This window comes from Mycobacterium sp. TH-M116 (assembly GCF_057473685.1).
This window is the reverse complement of the sequence record NZ_JBYCLC010000185.1, coordinates 1-13436: the sequence shown is the minus strand read 5'-3', so window position 1 is coordinate 13436 and position 13436 is coordinate 1. Positions and strand designations below refer to the sequence as shown.

The 13436-nt window shown below is 68.4% G+C and carries 12 protein-coding genes and 1 pseudogene; 4 read left to right on the top strand and 9 right to left on the bottom strand.

Going from position 1 to position 13436, the window contains the following annotated elements:
* Window positions 1-140: 140 nt before the first annotated feature.
* Together AC2VOK_RS09400 and AC2VOK_RS09395 are read right to left on the bottom strand one after the other, a co-directional pair.
* On the bottom strand, window positions 141-1181 hold the full coding sequence (locus tag AC2VOK_RS09400) for an acyl-CoA dehydrogenase family protein (protein ID WP_428900231.1): 1041 nt from the start codon (window positions 1179-1181) through the stop codon (window positions 141-143).
* A gap of 2 nt (window positions 1182-1183) precedes the next feature.
* Window positions 1184-1378 carry a hypothetical protein gene (locus AC2VOK_RS09395; RefSeq protein ID WP_428900230.1) on the bottom strand — a complete coding sequence of 65 codons (195 nt, stop codon included), beginning with the start codon at window positions 1376-1378 and terminating at the stop codon, window positions 1184-1186.
* Between the two features lie 454 nt (window positions 1379-1832).
* On the opposite strand from AC2VOK_RS09395, the gene AC2VOK_RS09390 reads away from it, so the two are divergent.
* Entirely contained in the window at window positions 1833-2624 is a 792-nt protein-coding gene (locus tag AC2VOK_RS09390) for a TetR/AcrR family transcriptional regulator (protein ID WP_428900229.1), read from the top strand.
* A gap of 211 nt (window positions 2625-2835) precedes the next feature.
* Here the strand turns inward: AC2VOK_RS09390 and AC2VOK_RS09385 are convergent, their stop codons facing one another.
* From AC2VOK_RS09385 to fabG, 5 genes are all read right to left on the bottom strand, one after another.
* The gene (locus tag AC2VOK_RS09385) at window positions 2836-3528 is read right to left on the bottom strand and encodes a GntR family transcriptional regulator (protein WP_428900228.1); all 693 of its coding nucleotides are present in this window, start codon (window positions 3526-3528) and stop codon (window positions 2836-2838) included.
* Between the two features lie 4 nt (window positions 3529-3532).
* The gene (locus tag AC2VOK_RS09380) at window positions 3533-4726 is read right to left on the bottom strand and encodes an acyl-CoA dehydrogenase family protein (RefSeq protein WP_428900227.1); all 1194 of its coding nucleotides are present in this window, start codon (window positions 4724-4726) and stop codon (window positions 3533-3535) included.
* A 23-nt stretch (window positions 4727-4749) separates the two neighbouring features.
* Window positions 4750-5874: a CoA transferase gene (locus AC2VOK_RS09375; protein ID WP_428900233.1), complete on the bottom strand. Its 1125-nt coding sequence runs from the start codon at window positions 5872-5874 to the stop codon at window positions 4750-4752.
* Window positions 5875-5942: 68 nt separating this feature from the next.
* Window positions 5943-7160, bottom strand: a complete 1218-nt coding sequence (locus AC2VOK_RS09370) for an acetyl-CoA C-acetyltransferase (RefSeq protein WP_428900226.1) — start codon at window positions 7158-7160, stop codon at window positions 5943-5945.
* A gap of 32 nt (window positions 7161-7192) precedes the next feature.
* Complete coding sequence (gene fabG, locus AC2VOK_RS09365) at window positions 7193-7933, bottom strand: 3-oxoacyl-ACP reductase FabG (protein ID WP_421531530.1); 741 nt, start codon at window positions 7931-7933, stop codon at window positions 7193-7195.
* Between the two features lie 123 nt (window positions 7934-8056).
* Here fabG and AC2VOK_RS09360 point away from each other — a divergent pair, with 123 nt between their 5' ends.
* Window positions 8057-9229 (top strand): acyl-CoA dehydrogenase family protein, encoded by a 1173-nt coding sequence (locus tag AC2VOK_RS09360; RefSeq protein ID WP_428900225.1) that lies wholly within the window; start codon window positions 8057-8059, stop codon window positions 9227-9229.
* Between the two features lie 87 nt (window positions 9230-9316).
* Entirely contained in the window at window positions 9317-9745 is a 429-nt protein-coding gene (locus tag AC2VOK_RS09355) for a pyridoxamine 5'-phosphate oxidase family protein (protein WP_428900224.1), read from the top strand.
* A gap of 3 nt (window positions 9746-9748) precedes the next feature.
* Here the strand turns inward: AC2VOK_RS09355 and AC2VOK_RS09350 are convergent, their stop codons facing one another.
* Both AC2VOK_RS09350 and AC2VOK_RS09345 read right to left on the bottom strand, forming a co-directional pair.
* Window positions 9749-10825, bottom strand: a complete 1077-nt coding sequence (locus AC2VOK_RS09350) for a phosphotransferase family protein (RefSeq protein WP_428900223.1) — start codon at window positions 10823-10825, stop codon at window positions 9749-9751.
* 100 nt (window positions 10826-10925) lie between these two features.
* A pseudogene (locus tag AC2VOK_RS09345) lies at window positions 10926-11822 on the bottom strand (siderophore-interacting protein); the annotation flags it as partial.
* A 434-nt stretch (window positions 11823-12256) separates the two neighbouring features.
* Here AC2VOK_RS09345 and AC2VOK_RS09340 point away from each other — a divergent pair.
* The coding region (locus AC2VOK_RS09340; RefSeq protein WP_428900232.1) for a PE family protein at window positions 12257-13436 on the top strand (1180 nt) is incomplete at its 3' end.

Below are 13436 nucleotides of genomic sequence, written 5' to 3'. Positions count from 1 at the left end.
TCGAAGCCGCTCCGGGCCAACGGTTCTCCTTCGTCGTGCGACCCCGGGCGGAGACTGGACGCAGTGGACCCAACGCCGCGCTGCGGTGGGGCGTTGCGGTCTTCGAGTATCCCTTCTTGCTCGTCCGCGATGTACGCGTGCTACATCCCGCTCTCGCGCGCGGCAACAAGTTCGCCGACATACTTGGCGCCGGCACCCGGGTCTCCACCGGCCAGCGCCCAGCCGCGGGCACGCACGAGATACGCCGTCGCGGCGGCTTCGGCCGAAACACCGAGCCCGCCTTGCACGTGCACGGCCGTGGTCGCGGCCCTGGCCGCCTCCTCGGCCATGAACACGAAGGCCGAGGTAGCCAATTCCGGGCGTTCGTCGGGTTCGTTGTCCAAGAACCAGGCCGCGCGCCGAGCCAGATTGCGTCCACCCTGCACGGTGATCGCGATGTCGGCCAGGGGGTGCGAGATACCCTGCAGCGTCGAGATCGGCACGCCCAACGTGTAGCGGGTCTTGGCGAACTCCGCCGCGATCATGAGGGCCTCCTCGACCAGGCCGACGAGCGCCGACGCGTTAAGCAAGCGCCACTCATCCAGTGCCCGTTGATATTCTGCCAACGCGTCGGGCCCGCCCGCCAGCACAGTGCGGTTTTCGGCGGCCGCTGGATCGACCCATGCCATCGGCAGCCGGCCGATGTTGTCCACTTTCTCCGGGCAAGTGCCGAAGGCCAGTCGCACCACGTCGACACCGTCGCGCACGATGACCTGATCTGCGATCGACCCGGCGGGAACGAGCCGGGTCCCGGAGACGTTGTCGTGCTGCGGGTCGAGCGCGACGAGCCTGGCGCCCTGGACGACGTCGGGTTCCGCGGCGCCGAGCCGGGCCAGTAGCCGGACCGCGCAGATGTGGTCGATCCACGGCACCGGCGCCAGCGAGCGGCCGATCTCCTCGGCCACCAGCGTCAGGTCGACCAGCGTCGCCCCGTCCCCGCCCGCGGATTCCGGCAGCGCCATCGTTGTTGCCCCCATGGCGCACAGACGCTCCCACAGTTTCCCGTCGAATCCGGTCTCCTCTGCGGCGCGAACGACTTCGATAGGACAGTGCGTCATGAAGAAGTCACGGTAGGCGGCTTGCAACGCTTCGTGATCCGACGTCAGGCTGTAGTCGAGCCTGCGTAGTTCGTGACGGTCCATACTCAGCGTCCCTCCCCGCCAATGAAGACGAGTTCTTGTGCGTTGTGGTCACGGTAGTTTTCGAACACGTCGGCCGGAAGGTTCAGCCCGGCGGCTTCCAGAGTTGCGCGGCGCAAGCTCAGCACCGGCCGGTCGGAGCCGAAGATCACCGTGTCGGGTGCAGGAGGCCACAGGTGGCACGGCAGGCTGTCGGGCACTGGCTTGCGCGAACATGCCGACGTCGTCCGGCGAGGGGTGGAGTCGCTGACCAAAAACCTGGTCCAGATATCCGACCGGGAGTGCGCGAGGTGAATCATGCACAGCTCGAGCTCACGGGGCGAACGCGGATCAGCTCGCGACGAATCGAGTGCATCCGCGTGGATCGGGTGCGAGGATAGCGGTGGCGACGCGCAGCGAGCACATGCCGCCTCGGCCAACGCCACGTCTATGGGACGTTCCGTCACTGACGCCAGGGCGTGCGCCCGGGCATCGTTGATCCGCTCATCCGCGGTCACCTCCTCGAAGTTATCTACCACAATGCCTACGATAGATATCACAGTAATGAGGAATAGCAGTCGGCATGAAGCGCAGACGCCCACCGGTAGGCTTGACGGCCGGAACCGAACGGCGAGACGCCAATGCACAAGCGAGATCTGATGGAGGTACCCCGTAGTGGCAAAGCAGGCCACCGCCGATAAGCGCCGACGACGTGAGCGCGGGTCGATCAACCCCGACGACATCATCAGTGGCGCATTTGAACTGGCACAACAGGTTTCGCTGGATAATTTGAGCATGCCACTGCTGGGCAAGCACCTCGGAGTTGGCGTGACGAGCATCTACTGGTACTTCCGCAAAAAAGACGATCTGCTCAACGCGATGACCGACCGTGCCCTGAGCAAGTACGTGTTCGCCACCCCCTACGTCGAAGCCAGCGACTGGCGCGAGACGCTGCGCAACCATGCCCGCTTGATGCGTAAGACGTTCATGGGCAACCCGATTCTGTGCGACCTGATCCTGATCCGGGCCGCCTTGAGCCCGAAGGCGGCGCGCTTGGGCGCCCAGGAGGTGGAACGGGCGATCGCCAACCTCGTGGAGGCGGGCCTGTCGCCCCAGGATGCGTTCGACACCTACTCCGCGGTGTCGGTCCACGTCCGAGGATCGGTGGTGCTGCATCGACTCTACGAAAAGAACCAGTCGGCGGACAACGGTGCCCACGCGATCGAGGATGCGGCGGCCATAGACCCGGCCACGACACCCCTGATCGCGCAGGTCAGCAGCCAGGGTCACCGCATCGGAGCGCCCGACGAAGCCAATTTCGAATACGGCCTCGACTGCATCCTCGACCATGCCGGCCGGCTGATCGAGGAGGGCGCCGAATCCGCCAAGCCGTCACCGTCCAGGCAACGCCAAGCGACCAAGTCACCGGCCCAGCGCGGACGAACAAAGGCATCCCCCCCGCGTTAGCGACAGTGGGTCCTGGAATGCGTTGTCACGTCTCCGATGGAGGTATTCGTCTGCAGCACATGGTCCTTGGCCGCGTCCGGCGTGCTTCAGGTGAACCACGCGCGCATCGAGTCCTGGGGTGGCACAGTGTTGATCCACACTCCGAAGGCCGACGCCGACCCGCCGGTGTGGTAGCGGCCCGCGCGGGCGGGCGCGCCAACGGCCGGTTGCCTCACGGCGATCCGGCCGAACCCCCGTCGACAACCACCCCTCGCGCAACCAGGTGGTCGATCAACGGAACCGCCCCGACGGCAAGGTGTTCTGCCATCGCAGCCCTCGCCGAATCGCCGTCGTGCGACTCGAGCGCAAACAGGATCCGCCGATGGTCTTTCGTCGACTGTTCCGGCCAGCCCTCGATCGTCGGGAACACCGACTCAGGCGCATAGCGGGTGACCAGCGACATCAGCTGGGCGAGTTTCGGCGAATCCGCGGCGACGTTGATGGCCCGGTGGAACTCGTGGTTGAGGCGAACAGCCCCCTCGTGGTCGTCCCGGGCGTAGGCATCCTCCAGTTGGGCCTGGATGTGCTTGAGTTCGCGCAGCTGGTCCGCGGTGATGCCGGTCGCGGCCCGGGCGGTCAGTTCACCGCCGACGTGCGCCTGCACGTTCGCGACGTCGGTGACGTCCCGCCCGGTGACCGGCAACACCACAAACCCGCGGCGGGGCTGCTGGGCGACCAGGCCTTCGGCGCGCAGGGCGAACAGTGCTTCGCGCACCGGGGTGACACTGATCCCCAATTCCGCGGCCAACTGGTCCAGACGGATGTAGGCGCCGGCCGCGTAGCTGCCGTCGAAGATCCTGCCGCGGACCACGCGCGCGACGTCGTCGCAAAGCTGCGGCCGCGCGGCGAAATCGGGGACGGTCACCGTCTCACACCCGGTAGTCGGCGAGCAGTCGCTTGCTGATGATCGACTTCTGGATCTCGCTCGTCCCCTCGCCGATGAGCAGGAAGGGTGCATCGCGCATCAGGCGCTCGATCTCGTACTCCTTGGAATAGCCGTAGCCGCCGTGGATGCGGAAGCTCTGCTGGGTGACCTCGGTGCAGTACTCGCTGGCAAGGTATTTGGCCATGCCGGCGGCAACGTCGTTGCGCTCTCCGGAGTCCTTCAGCCGCGCGGCGTTGACCATCATCAGATGTGCCGCTTCGACTTTGGTGGCCATCTCGGCGAGCTGGAAAGCGATGGCCTGGTGCTCGGCGATCGGCTTGCCGAAGGTGTGCCGCTGCTGGGCATAGCGCACGGCGAGCTCGAAGGCGCGGATGCCGACTCCACAAGCGCGTGCCGACACGTTGACCCGGCCGACCTCGATGCCGTCCATCATCTGGAAGAACCCCTGGCCCGGTGTCCCCCCGAGGACGTCGCCGGCGCTTGCGCGGTACCCGTCGAAGATCAGTTCGGTGGTGTCGATGCCCTTGTAGCCCAGTTTGTCGATCTTGCCGGGAATCACCAGGCCCGGAACGGTTTCACCGAACCCGCTCGGCTTTTCGACCAGGAATGCGGTCAGGTTGCGGTGCGGCTTGTCCGCGCCTTCGTCGGTGCGCACGAGCACGGCGATCAGCGTCGAGCTGGCACCGTTGGTCAGCCACATCTTCTGGCCGTTGATGGTGTAGTCGCCGTCCGGGTTGCGTTGCGCGCGAGTGCGTATCGCGGCGACGTCCGAACCGAGCTCCGGCTCGGACATCGAGAACGAACCGCGCGACTCGCCCGTTGCCATGCGCGGCAGGTGGTTCCGCTTTTGGGCGTCGGTGCCGTGCTGGCGCAGCATGTACGCGACGATGAAGTGGGTGTTGAGCACCCCCGACACGCTCATCCAGCCCCGAGCCAACTCCTCGACGCACAGCGCGTAGGTCAGCAGCGACTCCCCCAGCCCGCCGTACTCCTGCGGGATCATCAGACCGAACAGGCCCATCTCGCGCATCTGGTCGACGATGTCCTGGGGGTAGGTGTCGACGCGTTCGAGTTCGGCGGCGTGGGGAATGACCTCTTTTTCGACGAATTGCCTCACCGCGGCCAGGATCTCGGTCTGGAATTCGGTCAGGCCGAGGGTCTGGGCGAGTCTGGTCATGCGCTGTCCTTCTTTCGGCGAGCTCAGCGGGCGATCGCTTTCGCGTCCGCAAGGCGTTCGATGTCGGCTGCACTCAGCCCCAGGCACCGCTCCAGGACGTCGGCGGTGTCCTGGCCGAGCGCGGGGGCGGGCGCGCCGGCCGGGTGGGCGCCGTCGAAAGCGGCTGGCAATCCGGGCGCGTAATACTCCCCGACGCCCGGTTGATCCAGCCTCGAAAACAGCGGGTTGGCAGTCACTTTCGGGCCGGCCGCGACCTGCGCGAAGGTGCGGTAGCGCTCGAAGAGCACAGTGGTGTCCGCCAACGCGGCGGCAATCTGGTCGGCAGTGTGATCGGCGAACCAGACGGCGAACAGGGCGGACAGCACCTCGCGGTAGCGGTACCGGTCCCCCTCATCGGCGAAGTCCGCCCCCAGCGCCCCGGCCAGCGCCGCCACCGCCTCGCCGGTGCCCGTCATCGCGACCAGGTCGCGAAAGTGCCTTCCCGTCAACGCCACGACCATGAAGCGGACGCCGTCGCGGCTGGTGAAGTCCTGGCCGTACTGGCCGTAGATGGCGTTGCCGAGCCGCTCGCGTTGCGTCCCGATGACCTGCGGCTCGGTCAGGAGTCCCAGATTGCCCGCGGTGGCCAACGCGACGTCCTCCAGCGCCAGGCTGATCCGCGCGCCCGCCCCGCACTGCTCGCGGCGCCGGACCGCGGTGACCACGGCCAGTGCCGCGTACAGCCCGCAGCACACGTCCCAGGCCGGCAGCACATGGTTGATCGGGCCGGCGTGGTCGGCCGGACCCGTGACGAGCGGGTACCCGATACCCGCGTTGACGGTGTAATCCACCGCGGTGGAGCCGTCCCCGCGACCGAGCAGCTGAACGTGGATGACGTCGGGGCGCCGGGCGGCCAGCAGCTCGTGGCCGAGCCACGCCAGGCCGGCGGCGTTGGTGACGACGACGCCGTCCCCCTCGACGATCAGGCGCTGGACCAGCTCCTGGCCCTCCGCCGAGCGCATGTCGATGGTCGCCGACCGCTTGCCCTTGTTCAGTCCCGTCCAGTAGATCGACGTCCCGTCCGCCGCCAGTGGCCGGCGCCGGAAGTCCGAGGCACCGCCGATGGGGTCGACCCTGATCACCTGCGCTCCAAGCTGCCCCAGCGTCATACCGCACAGGGGCGCGGCCACGAAGCTGGACACCTCCACCACGGTGAGCCCGTCCAAGGGCAACTCGGTCACTTCGGCGCGACCCGTTCGAAGACCGCGGCCAGTCCCTGGCCGCCGCCGATGCACATGGTCTCCAGCCCGTAGCGGCCCTCCCGGCGACCGAGTTCACGCGCCAGCGTGGCCAGCATCCGGGCGCCGGTCGCACCGACGGGATGGCCGAGCGAGATCCCGGATCCGTGCACGTTGGTGCGGTCCTGGTCGGCGGCGCCGAAGTGCCATTCCCGCATGACCGCAAGAGCCTGGGCGGCGAAGGCTTCGTTGAGCTCGATGAGGTCGATGTCGCCGAGTTTCAGGCCCGCCTTGGCGAGCGCGACCTCGGTCGCGGGCACCGGACCGATGCCCATGACGTCGGGCGCCACCCCAGCAGACCCCCAGGAGACCAGGCGCACCAACGGCGTCAGGCCGTATTCGTCGGCCTTCTCCCGGGTGGTCACCAGGCACATCGATGCCGCGTCGTTCTGGCCGCTGGAGTTGCCGGCCGTGACGGTGGCGTCCGGGTCTTCGCCCAGTAGAACGGGTTTGAGCCTACCCAGCGACTCGACCGAGGTGTCGGCGCGGGGATGCTCATCGGTGTCAACGAGTTCCTCGCCCTGCCGGGTGCGCACCGCCACCGGAATGATCTCCTCGGCGAAGATGCCGTCCTTCTGCGCGGCCACCGCCCGCTGGTGCGAGCGCACCGCGAACTCGTCCTGCTCCCGGCGTGAGATGCCATACTGGCGCCGCAGATTCTCCGCGGTCTCGAGCATCCCGCCGGGGACCGGGTAGTGGCGGCCACCGGCGGTGGTGCGGCCCCGCGCCAGACCGTCGTGCACCCGCACACCGCCGCGGGCCCCGCCCCAGCGCATGTCGGTGGAGTAGAAGGCGACGTTGCTCATGGACTCGCAGCCGCCGGCGACGACGAGGTCGTGGTCGCCGGCGCCCACCTGCAGGCACGCCTGGATCACCGCCTGCAGGCCCGACCCGCAGCGCCGGTCCACCTGCATGCCGGGCACCGTCACCGGCAGACCGGAATCCAGCGCCACCACCCGCCCGATCGCCGGCGCCTCGCTGGTCGGATAGCAGTGCCCGAGGACCACGTCCTGAACCGCGTCGGGCGCGAGCCCGGTCCGCTCGAGCAGCCCCTTGAGCGCGGCGACACCGAGGTCGACGGCGCTGCAGGACTTGAGCATGCCGCCGTAGCGGCCGATCGGCGTCCGCACGGGCTCGCAGATCACGGTCTCACGCATGTTCGGTACCTCTACTCATATGTGGCGTCTACTCATATGTGGCGTCCGCCGGTCACTTCCATCACGGTGCCGGTCATGTACGACGACAGGTCGGAGGCCAGGAACAGCGCGACGCCGGCCACCTCGCTGGGCTCGCCCGCCCGGCCCATCGGGATCTCGGCGACCTTCTCGTCCCAAATGCGTTGCGGCATGGCTTCGGTCATCGCCGAGCGGATCAACCCGGGAGCGATCGCGTTGACGCGGACTCCGAGATAGGCGAGTTCTTTGGCAGCGGCTTTGGTCATCCCCACGATGCCCGCCTTGGCTGCCGAATAGTTCGTCTGCCCGATCATCCCGACCTTGCCCGACACCGACGACATGTTCACGATCGCCCCGCGCTTGTTCTCCCGCATGATCGCCGCCGCCAGCCGGATGCCGTTCCAGGTCCCCTTCAGGTGCACGTTGATGACCTGGTCGAACTGCTCCTCGGTCATCTTGCGCATCGTGGCGTCGCGGGTGATCCCGGCGTTGTTGACCATGATGTCCAGCCCGCCGAAACGCTCGATCGCGGTCTGGATCAGTGCCTCGACATCGGCCGCCTTGGTCACGTCGCACCGGACCGCCAGCGCCACGTCGTCGCCACCCAGCTGTTTCGCCGCGGCCTCGGTGGTCTCGAGGTTCACGTCGCCGAGCACCACGCGCGCGCCCTCGGCGACGAAGCGTTGGGCGATGGCGAAGCCCAAACCCTGCGCACCACCTGTGATCACCGCAGTTTGACCGCTCAGCAACGACACCCGATCACGCTTCCTCACCTGTTCACGCTCCCGATCCGGGGGCACACCGTTTCGAATATCGTATTTCATATAGGATTTCTCCCACCCCCGGGGTTGCCCACGCGAATGAGGAGCGTCTGTCGAATGCCAACCGCCGAAGTTCCCGAAGTCTCCGACGAGGACTTCCGGGAGATCCTCGCCCAGACCCGCCAGTTCGTGCGCACCGCGGTGGTACCGCGCGAACAGGAGATCCTGGCCGACGATCGGGTACCCGACGACCTCCGGAAACAGGCCGCCACGATGGGGTTGTTCGGGTACGCAATTCCCCAGCGGTGGGGCGGACTGGGTCTGAATCTGGTCCAAGATGTCGAAATGGCAATGGAATTGGGCTACACCTCGCTGGCCCTGCGCTCGATGTTCGGCACGAACAACGGCATCGCCGGACAGGTGCTCGTCGGCTTCGGCACCGACGGGCAGAAGCAGCGCTGGCTCGAGCCGATGGCCTCCGGCGACGTCGTCGCCTCCTTCGCACTGACCGAGCCAGGAGCGGGATCCAATCCCGCCGGCCTGAAGACCAAAGCCGTTCGTGAAGAAAGTGATTGGGTCCTCTCCGGGCGGAAGTGCTACATCACCAACGCGCCGGTCGCCGACCTGTTCGTGGTGTTCGCGCGCACCCGGCCGGCCGACGATCAGGGCCCCGGGATCGCCGTGTTCCTGGTCCCCGCGGACACCGCGGGAGTCGAGGTGGGCGCCAAGGACGCCAAGATGGGACAGGAGGGGGCGTGGACCGCCGAGGTCGGCTTCGCCGACGTCCGGGTCGGGCCCGATGCGCTGATCGGCGGCAGCGAGGACATCGGCTATCGCGCGGCGATGACCTCCCTGGCGCGCGGCCGGGTCCACATCGCCGCGCTGGCCATGGGCGCAGCCCAGCGCGCGCTCGACGAGTCGGTGTCCTACGCCGCCACCGCGACCCAGGGCGGGGCGCCGATCGGCAGCTTCCAGTTGGTGCAGGCGATGCTCGCCGACCAGCAGGCCGGGGTGCTGGCCGGGCGCGCCCTGGCCCGTGAGGCGGCGCGGCTGTGGGTCACCGGCGAGGACCGCCGGGTCGCGCCGTCGGCGGCCAAACTCTTCTGCACCGAGACGGCCGGCAAGGTCGCGGATCTCGCGGTGCAGATCCACGGCGGCAGCGGCTACATGCGTGGGGTGCCCGTGGAGCGCATCTACCGCGACGTGCGACTGCTGCGACTCTACGAGGGCACCAGCGAGATTCAGCGCCTGATCATCGGCTCCAACCTGGTCAGGGCGGCGCAGCGGTGAGCGGGCGAACCGCGGGCAAACTCGCCTTCGTCGCCGGCGCGGGCCACGGCCGGGAATAGCCGCCGCAGATGGGCGCTTGCAGTCGGCATGAAAAGCTTCAGCGACACCGAACGCCAGGAATTCCTTGCCGGAACGCACGTCGCCGTGCTCTCCGTCGATGCCACCGACGGCCGCCCACCGGCCAGCGTCCCGATCTGGTACGACTACCGCCCCGGCGGCAACGTCCGGATCATCACCGGGGCGTCGAGCCGCAAGGCCCGGCTCATCGAGCGGGCCGGTGGGGTGACGCTGGTGGTCCAGCGCGAGGAGCTGCCGTATCAATACGTGGTGGTGGAGGGCACGGTCGTGGACATCACAAAACCCGCCCCGGCGGACCTTCAGGAAGCCGTCGCCATCCGCTACCTCGGCGAAGAGGGTGGCCGCGCATTCGTGCGCAGCATGGAGGGTGTCGAGGAGGTCTTGTTCACCATCCGACCCGACCGCTGGCTCAGCGCCGACTTCTCCGACGAGTTCTGAACGTCAGCCGATCAGGTCCAGCGTTCCCAGGTCGCGCACGGCCTGGCAGCCGCGGGTGAGCATCGTCAGCACCATGTCGTCGCCACGATCGGTGGCGGCGGCGAAGGCAAATCCCAGCGCCGAGATCAGCAGGGCTTGCGGCACGCCGAGCCTGTAGTCACGCCAGCATGTTTCGCGATCGTAGCCCCTGACACCGTGCGTCAGCAGCGCTCGGTGGTATTCGTCGACGAGGTCGTTCTCGATCGCCGAGCGTAGATGCGAATCCAGGCTGGTGGCCGTGAAGTAGGCGAGGTCCCGGGCGGGTAGTCCCACCCCCAACGTCTGCCAGTCCACCACGCTCACCCGGCTGCGGACGGGATCGAACAACATGTTGTCCAGTCGGTAGTCACCGTGCAGCAAGGCGTACCGGTCGTATTCGGCGAGCAGCCACGGTGTCACCAAACCCATAGTGGCCGCCAAGGTTTCGCGGTCCTCGGGTTCCATCCGGTCACCGAGCTTCGCCAGGGTGATGTCGAGGCTCATCTTCGCCACGTCGCCCAGCCCGTTCGCGCCCGCTTCGTCGGGCCGCGCGAAGGCGATGCCCGGAAAGTCCAGCCACACCGGGTCGCACCAGCTGGGCCCGTGTAGGCCGGCCAGCGCCGTCACGGCCAGCCGCGCCTCCCGCTCGCCGCAGCCGGCGAGCTGATCGCCTTGCACCGCGGGCGCCTCGTCGGCCAGCACCAGCGCGTAGTCCACGGCGTCTTCGGTGATCTCGCAATAGAAAGACTGTGGGGTCGGAATCCGAACCCGGTCGGCCACCCCGGTATAGAACGCGCACTCACTGCGGTAGCCGACGGCGACCCGGCCGCGCACGATGTCGTCCTGGGCGGGCAACTTGATGACGAACGTGTCGGGCAGGCCACCGGGATCCGTCGCATACCGGGCCCTGAGCCGGTACGTGGCTCCGGTCTGTCCGGTGCCGATGGCCGCCACCTCGAGGTCGGTGACCTCAACGGGGCCGCGGCGCTCGCTGAGCGCGGCGGAGAGCCATTCGGGTGTCACGTCGCCGGGATACCGCGGGATCGACACCACCGCACTCATGCGCATGCCTCCGTGAAACCGGTCGTTGTCGGACCGACAAACTGTAAGCCATTCGGCACGCGTTGCGGTGACCCGACCTTTCCGGCCACGGTCAGCGCCGCCGCAGCGGCGCGAGCAACCGGTCGACGGCTTGGGTGCGCCACTTGTCGGTGGATGCCGGCGCAGGCGCTTGGTCCGGTGTCGGCGCCGACGACTCCTGTTGCGACACTGCGCTTTCCGGATTACTACCGGCCAGCGCGTCCGGCCCTGCACCGCGCCGGATGCCCATCGCGTGTCCGGCGCTCCAGTAGGCCTGGGCGTGGATCTCGGACTTGTGCAAGCCGAACTCCTCGCGCAGCCGGTGGCGCGCGTGTTTGAGTGTCGTGACTTCCGGCGTCGCCCACGCGTACCAACCCGTCCAGTCACGCGTCTCGATCGCCTCTGCCAGCGACTTCGCGTCGCGGCGCGCAACCCAATGCACCCGTGAGCGCGGATGCCGCGCCAGCGGGATCAGCGGGTCGTCATCGTCGTGTTGCTCAAGGTAAGCCTCGATCGGGACGTCGTCGGGTACCGTCTCGATGATCCCGTTGATGCCCGGAATCGACGCCGAGTCGCCGATCAACAGATAGCCGGCCGGCCGCTCCCCCGGTGCTTGGAAACGCGACGAACCCATCAGCGACATGACCGCGATCGTCGTGCCCGGGTCGACCGTGTGCGCCCACCACGAAGCCGGACCAGGCGGGTCGTGCAGCACGACGTCGATCGCGAAGCGACCGCCGGCCACGTCCGCCTCGGAGATCGTGTAGGCGCGCTGGAATTCGGTGCCGGACCCATCCGGGTCCGGAAACCAGAAACGCAGCCATGCCGCGGGCTCGGGCGCCGCGTCGTCGAACAGCGTCGAGGACACCATGCGTATCCGGACGCAGTGCGGCGCGATCCGCACGGTCTCGGTCACCGTTGCCGTGTGGTCGCGCGCGCCGAGGACCCGCAACACCACACCCTGGAACCCGCGCGCCATCAGCGGTACTTCTCCGCCGCGCCGACCTCTGCCAAGACACCACGCTCCGATTCGGTAAGTTATCCCTAAAGTAAGGATTGCCTTACCAAAGGTCAAGCCGGAGTCGCGGCGCGGCCGCATCAGCCGCACGTCACCGATGACGCGACCACAGTCAACTGGTCATCGGCGTGAAATGGGATCTGGCTACAGCAGGACCTGGCTACAGCAGGACATGCTGCACAAGGGCATGAGTGCGATCGGAGGCGGCGATACGTTTCTGTCGATACCCGGGATCTGTCGATACCCGGGACTTTGCCCCTTTCGCAGCCGCCGTCCTGCGCCTTAGTCTCGGCACTGGTCACGTTCATCCGATTCACCCAGATGTGCCGACAATCTCACTACTATGGTGGCGGCTCACTAATGTGGTGACGGCAACGACCCGATTAGAGGTGGCGATGTCGTATCTGGCGGTAGCCCCAGAATTCCTGACTTCGGCGGCAACGGAATTGTCCGAGATCGGCTCGGCGGTGGTCGCAGCGCATGCTGCGGCGGCGGTCCCCACGACCGGGGTGGTGGCCGCGGCCGAGGACGAGGTGTCAGCGGCGGTCGCGGCGCTGTTTTCCTTACAGGGCAAGCACTTTCAGGAGCTCAGCGGGCAGGCGGCAGCGTTTCACGCGCAGTTTGTGCGGGCAGTTGACGGCGCAGGTGGTGCGTATGCGACCGCCGAGGCGGCCAGTGCGATGCCGTTGCGCTCCCTCGAACAAGCAAACTCGGCCTTTCAGGGGTCCTGGCAGGCCTTCACGGGACGGCCGCTGTTCGGCAATGGCACCAACGGGACAGCGGGAACGGGACAGGCCGGTGGTCCGGGTGGCTGGCTTTTCGGCAACGGCGGAAATGGCGGGTCGGGTGCACCCGGGCAGGCCGGAGGACCCGGCGGGTCGGCGTTCTTGTTCGGCGACGGTGGCAACGGCGGTACCGGTGGTTCCGGCGTAACCGGCATAACCGGCGGCATCGGCCAGGCGGGCGGAACCGGCGGGGCCGGCGGGGCCGGCGGGGCGGGCGGGACCGGGGGGCTGTTTTTTGGCGGCGGCGGCGCCGGCGGGATCGGCGGGGCCGGTGGGGCGGGCGGCGACGGTGGTGTCGGCGCTGTCGGCGGTACCGGCGGCGCCGGTGGCGCGGGCGGGTTCGGCGGGTCCGGCGGGCTGCTGGGGGCCGGCGGAGCCGGTGGTCAGGGCGGCGGCGGCGGGAACGGCGGAAACGGCGGTGCAGGCACCACCGGCAACGGCGCAGCCGGGGGCGTCGGCGGGAGCGGCGGAGCTGCGGGCGGCGGCGCCGGCTCGCTGGGCGGCAGTACGGGTGCCGCCGGCACCGGCGGCAACGGCGGCACCGGCGGCAACGGCGGCACCACCAGCGTCAGCGGCGCAGTCAGCGGCGACGGCGGCACCGGGGGCAGTGGCGGCAGGGGCGGCGCCTTCGGCACCGGCGGCACCGGCGGTGACGGCGGTGCCGGGGGTGCCGCCAGCGTCAGCGGTGTCGTCGGCGGGGCCGGCGGCAATGGCGGTACCGGCGGAACGGGCTTCCAGGGCGGCACCGGCGGCGACGGCGGCAACGGCGGCGAGGGTGTCCTCACCTCCA